This is a genomic window from Pseudomonas fluorescens (genome assembly GCF_003732425.1).
Taxonomy (GTDB): Bacteria; Pseudomonadota; Gammaproteobacteria; order Pseudomonadales; family Pseudomonadaceae; genus Aquipseudomonas; species Aquipseudomonas fluorescens_BE.
The window spans coordinates 1,198,769-1,216,044 of sequence record NZ_MOBX01000013.1 but is presented as its reverse complement, the minus strand read 5'-3'; the positions used below and the strand labels follow the sequence as shown (position 1 = coordinate 1,216,044).

Annotated in this window: 18 protein-coding genes; 8 read left to right on the top strand and 10 right to left on the bottom strand. The window is 59.4% G+C overall.

What is annotated here, in order from left to right:
• Positions 1-31: 31 nt before the first annotated feature.
• Positions 32-1,198, bottom strand: a complete 1,167-nt coding sequence (ampC, locus tag BK670_RS16025; protein ID WP_123450977.1) for a class C beta-lactamase — start codon at positions 1,196-1,198, stop codon at positions 32-34.
• Between the two features lie 160 nt (positions 1,199-1,358).
• Between ampC and BK670_RS16020 the strand changes: the two genes are divergently transcribed.
• Positions 1,359-2,231 (top strand): LysR family transcriptional regulator, encoded by an 873-nt coding sequence (locus BK670_RS16020; RefSeq protein WP_123451403.1) that lies wholly within the window; start codon positions 1,359-1,361, stop codon positions 2,229-2,231.
• 102 nt (positions 2,232-2,333) lie between these two features.
• Here BK670_RS16020 and gudD read toward each other — a convergent pair whose 3' ends face one another.
• Both gudD and BK670_RS16010 read right to left on the bottom strand, forming a co-directional pair.
• A complete protein-coding gene (gene gudD / locus BK670_RS16015; RefSeq protein WP_123450975.1) occupies positions 2,334-3,677 on the bottom strand; it encodes a glucarate dehydratase in 1,344 nt (447 codons plus the stop codon).
• Positions 3,678-3,702: 25 nt separating this feature from the next.
• Complete coding sequence (locus BK670_RS16010; RefSeq protein ID WP_034154657.1) at positions 3,703-5,049, bottom strand: MFS transporter; 1,347 nt, start codon at positions 5,047-5,049, stop codon at positions 3,703-3,705.
• Between the two features lie 344 nt (positions 5,050-5,393).
• Between BK670_RS16010 and BK670_RS16005 the strand changes: the two genes are divergently transcribed.
• The gene (locus tag BK670_RS16005) at positions 5,394-6,107 is read left to right on the top strand and encodes a FadR/GntR family transcriptional regulator (RefSeq protein WP_123450973.1); all 714 of its coding nucleotides are present in this window, start codon (positions 5,394-5,396) and stop codon (positions 6,105-6,107) included.
• A 93-nt stretch (positions 6,108-6,200) separates the two neighbouring features.
• Positions 6,201-6,434 (top strand): hypothetical protein, encoded by a 234-nt coding sequence (locus BK670_RS16000; protein WP_123450970.1) that lies wholly within the window; start codon positions 6,201-6,203, stop codon positions 6,432-6,434.
• Between the two features lie 138 nt (positions 6,435-6,572).
• Here the strand turns inward: BK670_RS16000 and trhP are convergent, their stop codons facing one another.
• Positions 6,573-7,904 (bottom strand): prephenate-dependent tRNA uridine(34) hydroxylase TrhP, encoded by a 1,332-nt coding sequence (gene trhP, locus BK670_RS15995; RefSeq protein WP_123450968.1) that lies wholly within the window; start codon positions 7,902-7,904, stop codon positions 6,573-6,575.
• 225 nt (positions 7,905-8,129) lie between these two features.
• On the opposite strand from trhP, the gene BK670_RS15990 reads away from it, so the two are divergent.
• Positions 8,130-9,191 carry an AI-2E family transporter gene (locus tag BK670_RS15990; RefSeq protein WP_123450966.1) on the top strand — a complete coding sequence of 354 codons (1,062 nt, stop codon included), beginning with the start codon at positions 8,130-8,132 and terminating at the stop codon, positions 9,189-9,191.
• On the opposite strand, the gene BK670_RS15985 is transcribed toward BK670_RS15990, so the two are convergent.
• From BK670_RS15985 to BK670_RS15975, 3 genes are all read right to left on the bottom strand, one after another.
• Entirely contained in the window at positions 9,188-9,370 is a 183-nt protein-coding gene (locus tag BK670_RS15985) for a hypothetical protein (RefSeq protein WP_123450964.1), read from the bottom strand. The two genes, BK670_RS15990 and BK670_RS15985, sit on opposite strands and share 4 nt — an antisense overlap.
• A 102-nt stretch (positions 9,371-9,472) precedes the next feature.
• Complete coding sequence (locus tag BK670_RS15980) at positions 9,473-9,667, bottom strand: hypothetical protein (RefSeq protein WP_016984641.1); 195 nt, start codon at positions 9,665-9,667, stop codon at positions 9,473-9,475.
• Positions 9,668-9,897: 230 nt separating this feature from the next.
• On the bottom strand, positions 9,898-10,251 hold the full coding sequence (locus BK670_RS15975; protein ID WP_123450962.1) for a hypothetical protein: 354 nt from the start codon (positions 10,249-10,251) through the stop codon (positions 9,898-9,900).
• Between the two features lie 256 nt (positions 10,252-10,507).
• On the opposite strand from BK670_RS15975, the gene BK670_RS15970 reads away from it, so the two are divergent.
• Positions 10,508-11,326, top strand: a complete 819-nt coding sequence (locus BK670_RS15970) for a shikimate 5-dehydrogenase (protein WP_123450960.1) — start codon at positions 10,508-10,510, stop codon at positions 11,324-11,326.
• Between the two features lie 217 nt (positions 11,327-11,543).
• Complete coding sequence (locus BK670_RS15965; protein WP_123450958.1) at positions 11,544-12,062, top strand: cupin domain-containing protein; 519 nt, start codon at positions 11,544-11,546, stop codon at positions 12,060-12,062.
• A gap of 134 nt (positions 12,063-12,196) precedes the next feature.
• Here the strand turns inward: BK670_RS15965 and BK670_RS15960 are convergent, their stop codons facing one another.
• Positions 12,197-12,844, bottom strand: coding sequence for a YceH family protein (locus BK670_RS15960; RefSeq protein WP_123450957.1), 648 nt, complete (start codon positions 12,842-12,844; stop codon positions 12,197-12,199).
• A gap of 125 nt (positions 12,845-12,969) precedes the next feature.
• Here BK670_RS15960 and BK670_RS15955 point away from each other — a divergent pair, with 125 nt between their 5' ends.
• Complete coding sequence (locus tag BK670_RS15955) at positions 12,970-13,479, top strand: DUF1993 domain-containing protein (RefSeq protein ID WP_123450954.1); 510 nt, start codon at positions 12,970-12,972, stop codon at positions 13,477-13,479.
• 162 nt (positions 13,480-13,641) lie between these two features.
• Here BK670_RS15955 and sstT read toward each other — a convergent pair whose 3' ends face one another.
• Positions 13,642-14,874, bottom strand: a complete 1,233-nt coding sequence (gene sstT / locus BK670_RS15950) for a serine/threonine transporter SstT (RefSeq protein WP_095050828.1) — start codon at positions 14,872-14,874, stop codon at positions 13,642-13,644.
• A gap of 336 nt (positions 14,875-15,210) precedes the next feature.
• On the opposite strand from sstT, the gene BK670_RS15945 reads away from it, so the two are divergent.
• On the top strand, positions 15,211-16,374 hold the full coding sequence (locus BK670_RS15945) for an MFS transporter (protein ID WP_102901657.1): 1,164 nt from the start codon (positions 15,211-15,213) through the stop codon (positions 16,372-16,374).
• Here the strand turns inward: BK670_RS15945 and nhaR are convergent.
• Positions 16,369-17,268, bottom strand: a complete 900-nt coding sequence (gene nhaR / locus BK670_RS15940) for a transcriptional activator NhaR (protein WP_123450952.1) — start codon at positions 17,266-17,268, stop codon at positions 16,369-16,371. The genes BK670_RS15945 and nhaR overlap by 6 nt on opposite strands.
• Positions 17,269-17,276 lie beyond the last annotated feature (8 nt).

Sequence of the window (17,276 nt, the reverse complement as noted above, 5' to 3'; positions counted from 1 at the left end):
GGAGCTGCCGAAGGCTGCGATCTTTTGATTTTCAGTCAGCGACAGCACTGAGGATTTTGTGGGCGACCTTCACCCGCTCAGGAATCGGGAAGTTCTTGTTGGCCATGATCACGATGCCAATATCCTTGCTCGGCACAAACGCCACGTAAGCCCCGAAGCCACCCGTCGAGCCGGTCTTGTTGATCAACACATTATCCGGTTGCGGTCGCGGCGGATTCAGCCACTGCACCTTGTGCGCCTCCATGGCCATTTCCGTCGAGTTGCCGGCGAGCAAGCGCTCCAGGCTGATCGGGTAGCGGTACATTTCCCAACCCAGGCCCTGGGTCATGTCGCCGACGGTGTAATAACCGGTGTGGGTGTTGGCGATGGTTTTTTGCAGGGACGCTTCAAGCGTTTCAGGTTTCAGGTTGGCCTGTACGTAACGCAGCATGTCCACCGCGCTGGTTTTCACGCCATAGGCCTGCGCGTCCAGCGCGCCGGGGCTGACGCGGACCGGTTTGTCGTTCTTGTCATAGCCCTGCGCATACAGGCTCATTTGCGCGGCAGGCACGCTGAGGTAGGTGTGCTGCAAACCGAGTTTCGGCAGCAAGGTCTGTGTCATCGCCTGCTCAAACGGCTGGCCGAGGCTTTTTGCGGCCAGATAACCGAACAGGCCCAGGCTGGGGTTGGAATACTGGCGATGGCTGCCTGCCGGATAAACCGGTTTCCACTGCTGGAAATAGCCGAGCATCTTGTCAGGCGAGTCGGCATTGTCGGGGAATTGCAGCGGCAAACCGCCGGCGCTGTAGGTGCCCAGTTGCAACACGCTGATATTGTCGAAGGCACTGCCTTTCAATTCAGGCCAGAGCTGACTGGCCTTGGTCGACAGGTCGAGTTTGCCGCTGGCCTGGGCGTAACCGGCAAGGGTGGCGGTGAAGGTTTTGCTCACCGAGCCGATTTCGAACAGGGTGTTTTCGCTGACTTTTTGCGCGGTGTCTTTGCTGGTGACGCCGTAGTTAAAGTAATGCGCCTTGCCGTTAACGGTCAGTGCTACGGTCAGGCCGGGAATGTTCTGCTGCTGCATCACGGGCGTTACCGCGTCGTTGACCAACGCTTGCAACTGCGCATCGCTGGATACGGCGGCGAGACAGGATGTGGCACCAAAAAACAGGCCGAAAGCGGCGCAGGAAATGACTTTGCTCGATTGAATGGATGGCATGAATGAATCACTCTCCATGAGTGTTGATAGTGTTATCCCGCTACACTGCGGGCGTTTTCTTTGTTGGGTGGCTGATCAGCGCCGCCAATCTAGTCAGCGCGGCGACAATCGACAAACGATGAAAACTCGCACGAGCCATTAGAAAAATTTGGGAATGGGCATGATTCGACCTCAATTGCCGCTCAATGCACTGCGCGCCTTTGAAGCGTCCGCGCGTCATTTGAGTTTCACTCGCGCGGCCGTGGAGCTGTGCGTCACACAAGCGGCGGTCAGCCATCAGGTGAAAAGCCTTGAGGCGCAACTCAACGTTACCCTGTTCAAACGCCTGCCCCGTGGGCTGATGCTGACCAGTGAAGGCGAAACCTTGCTGCCGGTGCTGAGCACTTCGTTCGATCACATCGCGCAGATTCTCGAACGTCTCGCCGGTGGACAGTATCGCGAAATGTTGACCGTCGGCGCGGTGGGCACCTTCGCCGTAGGTTGGTTGTTGCCGAGGCTGGCGGACTTCCGGGCGAAACATCCGCTCATAGATTTGCGGCTGTCGACCAACAACAATCGCGTGGATGTCGCGGCAGAAGGGCTGGATTACGCGATCCGCTTCGGCGCCGGGGCGTGGCATGGCATCGAAGCGACGCGTTTGCTCGATGCACCGCTGTCGGTGTTGTGCGTGCCGGAAATCGCCCGGCAATTGCATTCGCCGGGGGATCTTTTGCAGCAGACCTTGCTGCGCTCTTATCGCACCGATGAATGGCCGGAGTGGTTTCAGGCTGCCGGTTTGGCGACCCATGCGGCGCCACCGCAGAGCATTGTCTTCGACTCGTCGCTGGCGATGATGGAGGCGGCGTTGCAGGGTGGCGGGGTCGCGTTGGCGCCGCCGTTGATGTTCGCCCGGCAACTGGCGGCGGAGGCGATTTGTCAGCCGTTTGCGATTGAGATTACGACGGGGAGCTACTGGTTGACGCGGTTGCAGTCGCGGCCTGAAACAGCGGCGATGACAGCCTTCAAAAACTGGCTGCTGCAAATCTCTACCTGACACAAACCCTGTAGGAGCTGCCGGAGGCTGCGATCTTTTGATTCTGTTTTTAAGATCAAAAGATCGCAGCGTTCGGCAGCTCCTACAGTTATTAGTGAGGCATCAGCGCACCAGACACGGCCGCTTGTTATCGAACTTCCAGCCCGGAATCAGAAACTGCATCGCCACGCTGTCATCGCGCGCGCCGAGGCCCATGCCTTTATACAGTTCGTGGGCCTTGGCCACCTGGTCCATGTCCAGCTCGACGCCCAGCCCCGGTTTCTTCGGCACCTGCACCAGACCGTCGACAATTTGCAGCGGCGCCTTGGTCAGGCGCTGGCCGTCCTGCCAGATCCAGTGGGTGTCGATCGCGGTGATCTCGCCCGGTGCGGCCGCAGCGACATGGGTGAACATCGCCAGCGAGATATCGAAGTGATTGTTGGAGTGTGAGCCCCAGGTCAGGCCCCACTCATGGCACATCTGCGCCACGCGCACCGAGCCCTGCATGGTCCAGAAATGCGGGTCGGCCAGTGGAATGTCCACCGACTGCAGCTGGATCGCGTGGCCCATTTCGCGCCAGTCAGTGGCGATCATGTTGGTGGCGGTTTTCAGTCCGGTGGCACGACGGAACTCGGCCATGACTTCGCGGCCGGAATAGCCGTTTTCCGCGCCGCAGGGGTCTTCGGCATAGGCGAGTACCTGGTGCTGATCACGGCACAAACGGATGGCTTCTTTCAGTGACCACGCGCCGTTCGGATCGAGGGTGATGCGCGCCTCGGGAAAGCGTTCGGCCAGCGCTGTGACGGCTTCAATTTCCGCATCGCCACTGAGCACGCCGCCCTTGAGTTTGAAGTCCTTGAAACCGTACTTCGCATGGGCCGCTTCGGCGAGGCGCACCACGGCTTCAGCGGTCATCGCCTTCTCGTGACGCACGCGGAACCAGTCGTTGTCGGCGTCCGGTTCGCTGCGGTAAGCAAGGTCGGTTTCACGCTGATCACCCACGTAGAACAGATAACCGAGCATCTTCACGTCATCGCGTTGCTGACCCTCGCCGAGCAACGCCGCCACCGGTACATCGAGATGCTGGCCGAGCAGATCGAGCAGCGCGGCTTCGAGGCCGGTCACCGCGTGGATGGTGATGCGCAGATCGAAAGTCTGCAGACCACGACCGCCAGCATCGCGGTCGGCGAAGGTCTGGCGCACTTGATTGAGGATCTTCTGATACGTGCCGATCGGGCTGCCGATTACCAGGCTGCGCGCATCTTCCAGGGTCTGGCGAATACGCTCGCCACCGGGCACTTCACCGACGCCGGTGTGGCCGGCGTTGTCCTTGAGAATGACGATGTTGCGGGTGAAAAACGGCCCGTGGGCGCCGCTCAGATTGAGCAGCATGCCGTCGTGGCCGGCCACCGGGATGACTTGCATGTCGGTGATGATCGGGGCTTTGGCAGTGTCGTGTGCAGTCATGGTTTTTATCCTTCTTATGCAGAATTCAGGCGTGTTTCGGCGCGGTCTCGACCACGGCGATGTCGGCAGCGGGTTTCGGTGTGGTGCGCGCGAAGAAGACAATGATTGCGGCAATGATCGACGTCGCGGCCAGGCCATAGAGGCCGCCCTGAATCGAGCCGGTGTGTTCTTCGAGCAGGCCGAACGTGGTCGGCGCAACGAAGCCGCCAAGGTTGCCCACCGAGTTGATCAGCGCGATCACCGCTGCAGCGATGCGCGCATCCAGATACGCCTGCGGAATCGGCCAGAACAGCGACGACGCGGATTTGAACCCTAGCGCGGCAAAGCAGATCGCAACGAAAGCGAAGATCGGCCCGCCGGTGGTGGACATAAACATCCCCGCTGCGGCAATCAACAGGGCGGTGGCGACCCACGCCTGCTGGTGTTTCCACTTGGCCGAGAACGAAGCGAAGGCGTACATGCCGATGATCGACAGCAACCATGGAATCGAGTTGAACAGGCCGACCTGGAAGTCGCTCATCTCGCCCATTTTCTTGATGATGCTTGGCAGCCAGAAGGTCGCGGCGTAGATGGTCAGCTGAATGAAAAAGTAGATCAGGCAGAACAGGATGATCTGCCGGTCTTTGAGCAGTTTGCCCATGGACGGCCGGATTGGCGTCGCGGCTTCGCGGGCCTTCTGTTCAGCGTCGATGGCGTTGACCAGTGCGTCCTGTTCGGCGCGGGTCAGCCATTTCGCGTCGTGGGGTTTGGCGTCGAGCCAGAACCAGACGAACACACACAGGCCCACCGAGAACATCCCTTCAATAAAGTACATCCACTGCCAGCCGTGCATGCCCAGCCCGTTGATCTGCAGGAGCAGGCCGGACAGCGGGCCGGAGATCAACGATGCCACAGCCGAGCCGCTGAGGAAGATCGCAATGGCCTTGCCGCGCTCGGCGCCGGGCAGCCAGCGGGTGAAGTAATAGATCACCCCGGGAAAGAACCCGGCCTCGGCTACGCCAAGCAAAAAGCGCAACACATAGAAGTGGGTTTCGTTCTGAATGAACGCCATGCCGGCGGCGACCAGGCCCCAGGTGAACATGATGCGAGTCAGCCAGATGCGTGCGCCGACTTTCTGCAGAAGCATGTTCGACGGGACTTCGAACAGCGCGTAACCGATGAAGAACAGCCCGGCGCCGAAGCCATAAGCGGCGGCACCAATACCGAGGTCGTGTTCCATGTGGGTGCGGACGAAACCGATATTCACCCGGTCAATGTAATTGACGATGAACATGATGACGAAGAGCGGCAGGACGTGGCGTTTTACTTTCGAGATGGCCGATGCGAGTGTCGAATCGACGCCCTCGTTCATCCCGGAGACGGAGGTTTTCACTTGGTTTTCTCCCACTGATTATTTTTATGCGGGGTAGGGCAGGTGCTGCGTTGTTGATAGACATCATACAACTCAGAATTTTTGTCCTACAAGTGGGTGGGGCCGATTATTTTTCTCTGGGAAGGCGGTTTTTTATGCTGTTTTGCGTTAATGTCCAGCGTTTATTGGAGTTTTCAGGTCGTAGAACGTGGCGGCATCCCTCGGAAAAACGGCTTTGATCGCCAAGACTGCCTGAAGATATTTAGATTTATTCGAATGTTGTCATACAAGCTGAGCCGCTAAACTCAACTTGGTCATCCCCGCAGGATGCTACGATCCACAAGCCCCGATCACCGGAATCGACCATGCAAGAAGACCTCGACGCCCCCGCTCGCAAACGTGCGCACAACCTCGCCCATGATCTGGTCGAGAAGCTCACCCAAAGCATCCTGCTCGGCCAGTTGTCACCCGGCGACAAGCTGCCGTCGGAGAATTCCATCGTTCAGGAATACGGGGTCAGCCGCACGGTGGTGCGCGAGGCGCTTTCCAAATTGCAGGCCTCCGGGCTGGTCGAGACGCGCCATGGCATCGGCACCTTTGTCATCGAGCGTGTAGCGGAGCAGGGCTTACGCCTTAATGTCGACACGGCGCTCGGTGTGCGCAGCATTCTTGAATTGCGCCTGGGCCTGGAAACCCAAGCGGCAGCGCTGGCGGCGCAACGGCGCACGGAGCAGCAAGTGCTGCAGATGCGTCAGGCGCTGGATGACTATCAGCGGCTCCTCGACAGCAACGACAGTTGCGTCGAGGCGGATCGGCGCTTTCATCTGCTGATCGCCGAGGCCACCGGCAATGTTTGCTTCAGCGAGATCATGCAGCACCTGGGCAGCGCGATGATTCCGCGTCATCGCCTCAATGCCGCCGAGCGCGGTGCGGCGGACCTGAGCAAGCTCGGGCAACTGGCCCATCTGGAACATGAGGCGATTCTGAATGCGATCAAGCGTCAGGATGCGGATGCCGCACGGGCAGCGATGTGGCTGCACCTGACCAACAGTCGCGACCGCTTTTCCGCGCGGGGTTGATGGCCGTTGGTCTGTTCGATAGCACGCCGTGCAAAGGCCTGATTCCAAGTGGTACGGCCCGGGTTTTCCGGACCTCCTTGGTTGAGGTGTGTCATGGCGAATGATTTGCTGTTTCAGGGTGGCGTGCTGCCGACCGATCCGATCCGGCCGCTGCCTGGTACCGATGAGCCGTCACTGGCTGATCACGATTCACCGATGGGAATGCCCCCGGGGCGCGATCCATTGAGTGACGCCGACCGGCCGGATGATTGGAAAGACCCGGGTGCGGATGATGAGGATGTGCCGCCGGCGGATGAGCCGACGCCGTTGTCGGATGATCGGCGCTGAGACTTGGTTGTTGTGCTGGATTTACCGGCCCCTTCGCGAGCAGGCTCGCTCCCACAGTGGAACGCATTCCCCTGTGGGAGCGAGCCTGCTCGCGAAGACGGCATAACCCTCCATACATACTTTCGATCAGACCCCTCCTCAGGCAACGCCTAAATCCCGCATCAACAACCCGAACCGCAAATCCACCGCATCCGGAATCGGCAGATACACCGTATGCCCATCCCCCGGCGCCACATCGATGGCCTCACCCTTGAGGCTCTGCAACTCATGCAGATCAAAGTGGAAATTGCCCTTGGGCGTCATCAATTCCAGATGATCACCCAGGGCAAAGCGGTTCTTCACTTTGACCTCGGCCAGCCGCCCACGCCGCTCACCTGTCAACCCACCAACGAATTGCTGACGGTCCGACACCGAGCTGCCATTCTGATAATTCTGGTACTCGTCATGCACATGCCGACGCAGAAAACCTTCGGTGTAGCCACGCTGCGCGAGCGATTCCAGATCGGTCATCAGGCTACGATCAAACTCACGGCCAGCGACTGCATCATCAATCGCCCGGCGGTACACCTGAGTGGTACGCGCGCAATAGAAGTGCGATTTGGTCCGGCCTTCGATTTTCAGTGAGTGCACGCCCATGCGCGTCAGGCGCTCGACGTGCTGTACCGCGCGCAGGTCCTTGGCGTTCATGATGTAAGTGCCGTGCTCGTCCTCGAACGCCGGCATCAATTCGTCGGGACGGTTGGCTTCCTGGAGCAGAAATACCTGATCGGTGGGCGTGCCAAGGCCCAGTGTCGGCTCGGGCTGGAAGGTCTGGACGATCTCGCCGAGCTGGTTTTCCGTGGCGTGCTGCGCCGAGTATTTCCAGCGACAGGCGTTGGTGCAGGTGCCTTGATTGGCATCGCGCTTGTTCATGTAACCGGAGAGCAGGCAGCGCCCGGAGTAGGCCATGCACAGCGCGCCGTGGACAAACACTTCCAGCTCCATGCCCGGCACTTGCTCGCGAATCTCGCCGATTTCCTCCAGCGACAATTCCCGCGACAGGATGATCCGGCTCAAGCCCTGCTGCTGCCAGAACTCGACGCTCGCCCAGTTCACCGTGTTGGCCTGCACCGACAGGTGGATCGGCATCTGCGGGAAATGTCGACGCACGAGCATGATCAGTCCCGGGTCGGACATGATCAGCGCGTCGGGTGCCATGTCGATGACCGGTGCCAGATCCTTGAGGAAGGTCTTCAGCTTGGCGTTGTGCGGCGCGATGTTGATCACCACGTAAAAGCGCTTGCCCTGTGCCTGCGCTTCGCGAATGCCCAGTGCCAGGTTGGCGTGATCGAATTCGTTGTTGCGCACCCGCAGGCTGTAGCGCGGCTGGCCGGCGTAGACCGCATCGGCGCCGTAAGCGAAGGCGTAACGCATGTTTTTCAGAGTGCCGGCGGGGGCGAGCAGTTCGGGGGTGGCGAGGGTAGAGGTCATGGCGGTGTCGGTCGCAAAGCGCAGCAGGGTAATGCGGACTCGGGCGCGGCTTATTGATCTGGATCTACGCTTTGCACTGAGCGTGTTTTGTTGTGGGTGATCGATCTCGATAAGCGGCTCGCGCTGATCCGCAACTATGCTCCATGAATAAAAGATGGCACTCGTGCAGGCCCCGGTTGACTAAGCATCGGGGCGTGCACGACGCCTGACTGACATGGATCGGACATGAACGAAAAAAGCCTTCAATTCAAATCCCTCACCGTGCTGCTGTTGCTGGTCACGGTGGCGTTTATCTGGATCCTCTTGCCGTTCTACGGCGCGGTGTTCTGGGCGGTGATTCTCGGCATTGTGTTTGCGCCGATGCAACGCCGGCTGCAGGCGAAATTTGGCTGGGAACGTAATCTAACGTCGCTGTGTACCTTGTCGATCTGCCTGGTGATCGCGATTCTGCCGGTGATCATCCTCAGTGTGCTGCTGGTGCAGGAAGGGGCGACGGTCTACAAGAACATCGAAAGCGGCGAGCTGGACATTGCCGCCTACCTGGCGCAATTCAAACACAGCCTGCCGCCGTACTTTCAGCACTTGCTCGACCGCTTCGGCATGGGTGAACTCAATGGTCTGCGCGAGAAGATCGTTAAATCGGCGATGCAGGGCAGCCAGGTGCTGGCGAGTCAGGCCTTCAGTTTTGGCCAGGGCACGTTCGAATTCGTGGTGAGCTTTTTCATCATGCTGTATTTGCTGTTTTTCCTTCTGCGCGACGGTGCCGAGCTGGCGCGCAAGGTGCGCAGTGCGGTGCCGCTGGAAGAGCATCACAAGCGTCGCCTGCAATTGAAGTTCAACCGCGTGGTACGCGCGACGGTGAAAGGCAATCTGGTGGTCGCGGTGACGCAGGGCGCATTGGGCGGGGCGATTTTCTGGTTTCTCGACATCCCCAGCGCATTGCTGTGGGCGGTGTTGATGGGGTTTCTGTCGCTGCTGCCCGCAGTGGGCGCGGGGATTGTCTGGGCGCCGGTGGCGGTGTATTTCCTGCTCAGCGGGATGATCTGGCAAGGTGTGGTGCTGGGCTTGTTCGGCGTGTTCGTGATCGGTTTGGTGGACAACGTGATGCGACCGATTCTGGTGGGCAAGGACACCAAAATGCCCGATTACATGATTCTGATCTCGACCCTTGGTGGCCTGGCAGTCTTCGGCCTGAATGGCTTTGTGATCGGGCCGCTGATCGCAGCGTTGTTCATGTCGAGCTGGGCACTGTTCGCCGAGACCAAGCCCAAGGTGCAACTGCCTTAAGCGTGAAACGGCTCGCTGACCAGCTTCTGCGACAGGGCCTGCGCAGCGGGCAAGGACGTCAGCGGGCCACTGATCGCTTCGCCATCACGCATCAGATACCAGCAGGCGAGCAGGCCCGAGGCCCTGAGTGAGGCGGGAACGGCGCTGCCGATAACGGACATGATTTGAACCTGAGCCATGACGAGTACCTCCATCTATCAATGGAGCTACCTTAGAGATTCGCCGGTTCTACGGACAATCAACGCTTTCGATAGTGGTCATTGACGCCGTTGAGGGCTGGCTCAATCAACCACTTGGTCGAGCATGTGCATGACTTCGCGCTCGTTGAGCAGCCCTTTGTGCACGAGGTTTTCCGCCAGCAGCGAAAGAAACTTGGCGCAGCGATGGCCTTCCAGGTGCTTGAGTTCGGTCAGCGCGCTGTACACCTTGCTGGAGGTGCACAGACCGACGATGCGGTGGGGGTTTTGTGTTGGCATACAGTCGTCCTTGTTGTTATCAACCTGTTGTTTACGGACGGATTCAGATTGCGGTTCCGTCATGACAAATAAATGACCGTTTTGTGGAAATCTACATAACGGTCAATCAATCATGCCGACTTTAGCCGCTGAAACTGTCCCCACAGCGACCTTGGCAAGATTTTTTCAGACGCTGGCCGACCAACGGTCATAAAAAAGCCCCGCTGTAAAAGCGGGGCTTTGTGTTTCGGTTACCAGCGTGGGCCACCGTAGTAGTGCGGACGACCGTAGTAGCCGCGCGGCGGGCCGTAATACACCGGGGCCGGTTGCACGTAGACCGGTTGTTGCACATACACCGGCGCGGGCTGGTAGTAGACCGGTGGCGGTGGTTGCTGCACATAGACCGGTGGTGGGGCATAGACCGGCGCCTGTTGCACATAGACCGGTCGATCCTGGTTGATCAGCGCCGAGCCGATGATGGCCGAGCCGACGATCGCGCCAAACACCGCAGGGCCTTGCCAGCCGTGGCCACCACCGGCTTCTGCCTGACCTGTGACCGCGAGTGCGCCAATCAACAAGGCCATAATGGGGAGTTTACGAATCATGATAATTCCTCGGTTCTTCGACCCGGCATCGGGGCCTGCACCAGGCCCATAGTTGTCGCGGGGATACTTCTAAGACAGCGAAATTCTGAAAATCAGCACAGCCGCTGGGTAAATTTTGTGTAAGGTCTGTACCGGCTTCTTTACCGTGCCGCGTATTGGCCGCGGAACACGTTTACAACAGGCTTCTATGATCGTTCAGAAGCCGATGGGCTGGCTAATCCCGTTTATCCGAAAGTGCGTTTGAAGGAGAAGTTTCATGCAGATGAACCCGAACAAAGACACCCAGTTGTGCATGTCCCTGTCGGGACGCCCGGGGAATTTCGGTCTGCGTTTTCACAACCATTTGTATGAGCAGTTGGGTCTGAACTTCTATTACAAAGCGTTCAGCAGCCAGGACCTGACCGGCGCAGTTGGCGGGATTCGCGCCTTGGGCATCCGTGGTTGCGGTGTGTCGATGCCGTTCAAAGAGGCGTGCATCGCGCTGGTCGATGAACTGGATGCATCGGCGGCGGCGATCCAGTCGATCAATACCATCGTCAACACCAACGGCCATCTCAAGGCCTACAACACCGATTACATCGCCGTGGCGCAATTGCTGGAAACCCACGCGGTGCCCAAGGAGTCGACGTTTGCCCTGCGCGGCAGCGGCGGCATGGCCAAAGCGGTGGCCAGCGCCCTGCGCGATGGCGGCTACAAAAACGGTTTAATCGTTGCCCGCAACGAGCGCGCCGGGCGTGCGCTGGCGGATTCGCTGGGTTATCGCTGGCAGGCTGAACTGGGCGATGAGCGTCCGCAGATGCTGATCAATGTGACGCCGGTGGGCATGGACGGCGGGCCGGAGGCGGGGCAGTTGGCGTTTGAACCAGAGCTGATCAAGGCAGCCGAAACGGTGTTTGATGTGGTGGCGATTCCGTCGGAGACACCGTTGATCGTGCGTGGTCGGGCCGAGGGTAAAAAGGTCATCACCGGGCTTGAGGTGATTGCGATTCAGGCGTTGGAGCAGTTTGTCTTGTACACCGGTGTGCGGCCGACTGAAGAACAGTTTGCGGCAGCGGTGGCGTTTGCCCGGAGCTGATGTGTTGTGGTGGCTGGGCGGGCCTCTTCGCGAGCAGGCTCGCTCCCACAGTTGAATTTTTGTCATACACAGATTGTGTGTTCGCTGTAGACCCCCCTGTGGGGGCGAGCCTGCTCGCGAAGGGCGCGACGCGGTTTCACGCCGGGCATCAATGCCTATACTGCCTCACCAGCAAGCACAGACTTGCCCCCCACAAAAACCGTGACCGAGGCCCCCCATGCACCCACCCATCCTCAACCTGCATCAGGTCGATCTCGAACCCCTGCCCGAAGCGCTGGCCCCGGAAGGCGAAACCGCCAGCCGTTATCAGCAGCGCATGGCTCGCGTCGGTCAGCAATTGGGTTCGCAGAAACTCGGTTATCGCCTGTACGCCTTGCCACCGGGCATGCGCGGCAGTCCGTTTCACAGTCATCGGGTCAATGAGGAAATGTTTTACGTGGTGGCCGGGGAGGGTGAGGTGCGACTTGGCGCCGAGCGCTTTCCGATCCGCGAAGGCGACGTGATCGCTTGTCCGCCGGGTGGGCCGGAGAAGGCGCATCAGATCATCAACACTAGTCAGGCCGAATTGCGTTATCTGGCGGTCAGCACCCAGCAGCAGCCGGACATTTGCCAATACCCGGATTCGAACAAGTACGTGGTGATGGATAACTTCAAGGTGGATGCCGAGGGCAACGCCTCAGGCTTTGTGGCGGTGGCACGGCAGGCGGATGGCGTGGATTACTGGGATGGCGAATAACCCCAAGACCTGAAGCCTGATGAATAACCCAGTGGGAGCGAGCCTGCTCGCGAATGGGGTGTGTCATTCAAAAATGATCTGGCTGACACAACCTCTTAGCGAGCAGGCTCGCTCCCCCGATAAAACGGTGGTGATTATTCGAGGCGGGCCAGGCGTTCTTCCAACGCGGCTATTCGCGCTTCGAGCTCTTCGATGCGCTCGATCGAGACACCATTGCTTGCACCGCGATCCGATGGATTCTGCCGCGCCGCCATCACTGCCTCGATATCCGCCGGATCACCCAATGCATGGGTATATCGATCCTCACGCTGCCCGGCCTGACGTGGAATCAGCACCGCCAACCCCCGTGCAATCAAACGTTCAAGCTGATGCACCACCTGTTCGGCGTCTTCGAAATCATGCATGCGTCCGCTGCGGGTCAGCAGCTCATTGACGGTTTGCGGGCCGCGCAGAAACATCAATCCACTGAGAATCACTTGCGCCGGCACCAGTTCCAGCGCCTTGTCGACCTTATGCTCCCAGCGGTCGGCACGGCTGCCCATCACAAGCTTGGCGAAACCGCGCCCTTCCAGCGCCCGTAAACTCTGGCCGACCTGGCCTTGGGTCAGGTTCATCACCGGTTCGCGGCTGGTTTTCTGATTGCAGGCCAGCACCAGTGCATTGAGGGTCAGCGGGTAGGTTTCCGGGCTGGTCGCCTGTTTCTCGATCAGCGCACCAAGGATGCGGACTTCCGTGGCATTGAGCCGTGGTTCGTCGAAGGTGGATTCTGGTTCTGTGGTCATCGCGCGTTCCCTCTGCAGTCGAAGGCGCCTAGCCTAATCCTTGCCAAACAAAAGGCAAGCCGTGTGGTCTTCAAGCATGGCTATAATCGCCTCCTTGTTCCACCCAGCCACCACACGAGACTGCCATGACCATTTCCCTGTACGCCGCATCCGTCCCGGTTTTTCAACAAATGCTCAACGCGCTGAGCGATGTACTGAAAAAGGCTGAAGCCCACGCCACCGAGAAAAACATCGACCCGAACGCCTTCCTGCAGGCCCGTCTGTACCCGGATATGTTCCCGCTGACCCGCCAGGTGCAGATCGCCGTCGACTTCGCCAAAGGTGTTTCGGCACGTCTGGCCGAAGTTGAACTGCCGAAATACGACGACACAGAAACCACCTTCGCCGAGCTGCAAGCCCTGATCGCCAAGGTTCTGGCCTTTATCGGCGAGATCAAGCCAGAGCAGATCAATGGCAAGGAAGGCATCGAAATCGTTACCCGTCCGGGCACCCCGAAAGAGAAGCGCTTCAGCGGTCAGGCGTACCTGCTGACTTACGGTTTGCCGCAGTTCTTCTTCCACGTCACCACCACCTATGCGCTGCTGCGTCATAACGGTGTTGAAGTGGGTAAACGCGATTACATGGGCGCGTTCTAAAACACCCAGATACACAAAAGCCCGCCAAGGTTTGCGCCTTGGCGGGCTTTTTGTTTTCCAGTGTGGGAGCGAGCCTGCTCGCGAAGGGGACAGATCAGTCGACATCAACGTCGTTTGATATACCGTATTCGCGAGCAGGCTCGCTCCCACAGGGGCCGGCGGTTATGCGGTGCGTTGGGCTTTCGCTTCTTCACCCAGGCACGCCGCTGCGGTAAACAGCACGTCAGTCGACGAGTTCAGTGCGGTCTCTGCCGAATCCTGCAACACACCGATGATGAAACCGACTGCCACCACTTGCATGGCAATTTCGCTCGGAATGCCAAACAGGCTGCACGCCAGCGGAATCAAAAGCAGCGAACCACCGGCCACACCCGAAGCACCACAAGCGCAGATCGCCGCAACAACGCTGAGCAGAATTGCGGTCGGAATGTCCACAGCGATGCCAAGCGTATGCACCGCAGCCAGTGTCAGAACGGTAATCGTGATAGCCGCACCGGCCATGTTGATGGTCGCGCCCAGCGGGATCGACACAGAATAGGTGTCTTCATGCAGGCCCAGACGCTTGCTCAATTCCAGGTTGACCGGAATGTTCGCCGCCGAGCTGCGGGTGAAGAACGCAGTGATACCGCTTTCACGCAGGCACTTGAGGGTCAGCGGGTACGGGTTGCGACGCAGTTTCCAGAACACGATCAGCGGGTTCATCACCAGCGCCACGAACAGCATGCAGCCGAGCAGCACGGCCAGCAGATGCGCGTAACCGATCAGCGCGCCGAAACCGGAGGTGGCCAGTGTCGATGCCACCAGACCGAAAATGCCCAGCGGCGCGAAGCGAATCACCACACGCACGATCACTGTCACGCCATTGGACAGATCACCCAGCACTTCGCGGGTGGTGTCGCCGGCATGGCGAATCGCGATGCCCATGCCGATCGCCCAGGCCAGAATGCCGATGAAGTTGGCGTTCATCAGCGCGCTGACCGGGTTGTCGACCACGCTCAGCAGCAGGCTTTGCAGCACTTCGCCGATACCGCCCGGCGCCGTCACCGAGACGTTGTCGGTCGACAGCACCAGATGCGACGGGAACGCCATGCTCGCGACCACCGCTACGACTGCCGCCGCAAAGGTGCCCAGCAGGTAGAGGAACAGAATCGGGCGGATATGGGTTTCCTGGCCGTGCTTGTGGTTGGCAATCGAGGCCATTACCAGCACGAACACCAGAATCGGTGCGACGGCTTTTAACGCTGAAACAAACACTTTGCCGATGAACGCGGTGCCTTTCGCCGCTTCCGGGGCGAACAGCGCCAGGGCGATACCGGCGATCAGGCCGATAAGGATCTGCGTGACCAGGCTGAGGTTCTTGAGGCGTTGCAATAGAGAAGGGGATGAAGCGGTCATAGCGGCATCTCTGATTTTTTATAGGGTGCAAGGTTGCGTGAAGCGATGGCAAAACAGGGGCAGACCACCGCCACGAACCGAAAGTGTTGACGCGACATCAACGCCAATAAACCGGTCGTTGAACAGGCTGTACGTTTTTCAGGGCGCGGACTTTATCACAGCGTAGGCCTTATCCTTCAGGCATGTGACGATCTGCCACCGGATCAGTCAACCAGATAGACAGGTTTGTGCAAGTCAGCCCGGACACACTCTGTTAAGATTGCGCATCCTTATTTTCAAATTCCGCCAGCGGGCCTCCGGGTCAACGCTGGTGTCGTCGTTTTGCTGGAGTTGCGCATGCTGTTGCCCATTCTTCTGTTGTCCGCTGCCGGCTTCACGGTGTTGACCACGGAATTCGTCATCGTCGGCCTGTTGCCGGCGATTGCCCGAGACCTCGAAGTCACCATCCCGCAGGCCGGGTTGCTGGTGACTTTATTCGCTTTTACCGTGGCCATGTTCGGGCCTTTCTTGACCGCGTATTTCGCCCGTTTCGAGCGGCGCAAACTGTTTATCAGCATCCTGATCATGTTTGGTCTGGCCAATACCGTGGCGGCGCTGGCGCCGAACATCTGGGTGATGGCGATTGCCCGGTTGATCCCGGCGCTCGGTCTGCCGGTGTTCTGGGCCCTGGCCAGTGAGACCGCGGTGGACATCGTCGGCCCGGACTTCGCCGGTCGTGCGATCGCCAAGATCGGCTTCGGCATTGTCTGCGCCACGGTGTTCGGCATCCCGGTCGGCACGCTGATTTCCGATGCGTTCGGCTGGCGCAGTGCCTTTGGCATTCTGGCGGTGATCGCTTTTGCCAAAGCCTTGTTGCTGTTTGTTTATCTGCCGAAAACCAGCCTGCACCAACATCAGGTCAGCTTCCGTTCGCAGTTCAAAATCCTGCGCAGTCCATTGATGATCGGCCACATCGTGCTGTCGATCCTGGTGTTCAGCGGCATGTTTACCGCTTACACGTATCTGGCGGACATTCTTGAGCGCCTCGCCGGCTTCAACGGCACCGTGGTCGGTTGGTGCCTGATGGCGTTCGGCGCGGTCGGGTTGATCGGTAACTCGCTGGGCGGTCGTGCGGTGGATCGCCATCCGCTGGGGGCATCGGTGTTGTTCTGTGCGTTCATGATTGCCGGCATGGTCTCGCTGGTGCCGAATATTCATTCGCCGCTGGGCTTGGCGGTGGCGATGGGGATCTGGGGGGTGACCCAGGCAGCGTTGTTCCTGGTCAGCCATGTTCGCTTGATGAAAGCTGCGCCAGAAGCGCCAGCCTTTGCCGCCTCCCTGAATATCGCCGGGGCCAATCTGGGGATCGGCCTGGGCGCCATCGTTGGTGGCCGGGTCATCGACAGCGCGGGTCTGGGCTTCCTCGGCTTTGCTGCCGCCGGGTTCATTTTGCTGTCGGTGTTCCTCGCCATGGTGCTGATGACGCTCAAGCCGCGCGAAATGTGCGCCGAGGCCTCATAACGCGGTAAACAGCTCGCGTCGGGCACCTTCGGTAATCGCAACGATGCCGGGGTGCTTGACCTTGCGCTCCACCGAAATGGCATAGAAGGACTCGGTCACCGCGTCGGTCTGGCCAATCAGCTCGACGCCATACTGGCGCTTCACCTCATCGGCAATCACGCTCGGGCCGATAAAAATCCCGCTGCCGGATTGTCCGAAGGCCTGCATCAAGGCACTGTCATCGAACTCGCCGACGATTTGCGGCTGGATCTGCTGTTCGGCAAACCAGCGCTGCAAGCGGCTGCGTACCACGGTTTCCGCGCCGGGAATCAACAGTGGCGCACCGTGCAGACTGCGCGGGAAATCCTGACCGTATTGTGCTGCCAGTTCCGGGGTGGCGAAGAAGCTGATCCCGCATTCGCCGAGTTTCTGGCTGTAGCCCTTGATGTCGAGGTGCGAGGGCATCGGGCTATCGGAGATCACCAGGTCCAGGCGCTGGATCGCCAGATCGGCAAGCAAGCGTTCGAGTTTGTCTTCGCGGCAAGTGATGCGCAGTGGCTCGTTCAGCTCCATGGTTGGTGCGATCAGGCGATAGACGATGGATTTCGGCACCACGTCAGCAACGCCGACGCGGAACAGAATCTGCTGCTCGTTGGGTTGTGCGCGCAGCATCAGTTCCAGTTCACCGCCGAGCTGGAACATCTGCTCGGCGTAGGGCAGGGCCTGGCGTCCGGCTTCGGTCAATTCGAGTTGGCGACCAACTCGTCTGAATAACTCAATGCCGTAAGTCTGTTCGAGCAAGGAAATCTGCCCACTGATGGTTTGCGGCGTCAGGTTCAGTTGCTCGCAGGCGCGCACGATGCTGCCGGTTTTCGCCACCACCCAGAAATAATGCAGTTGTCGGTAATTAAGCACCGTCGCGC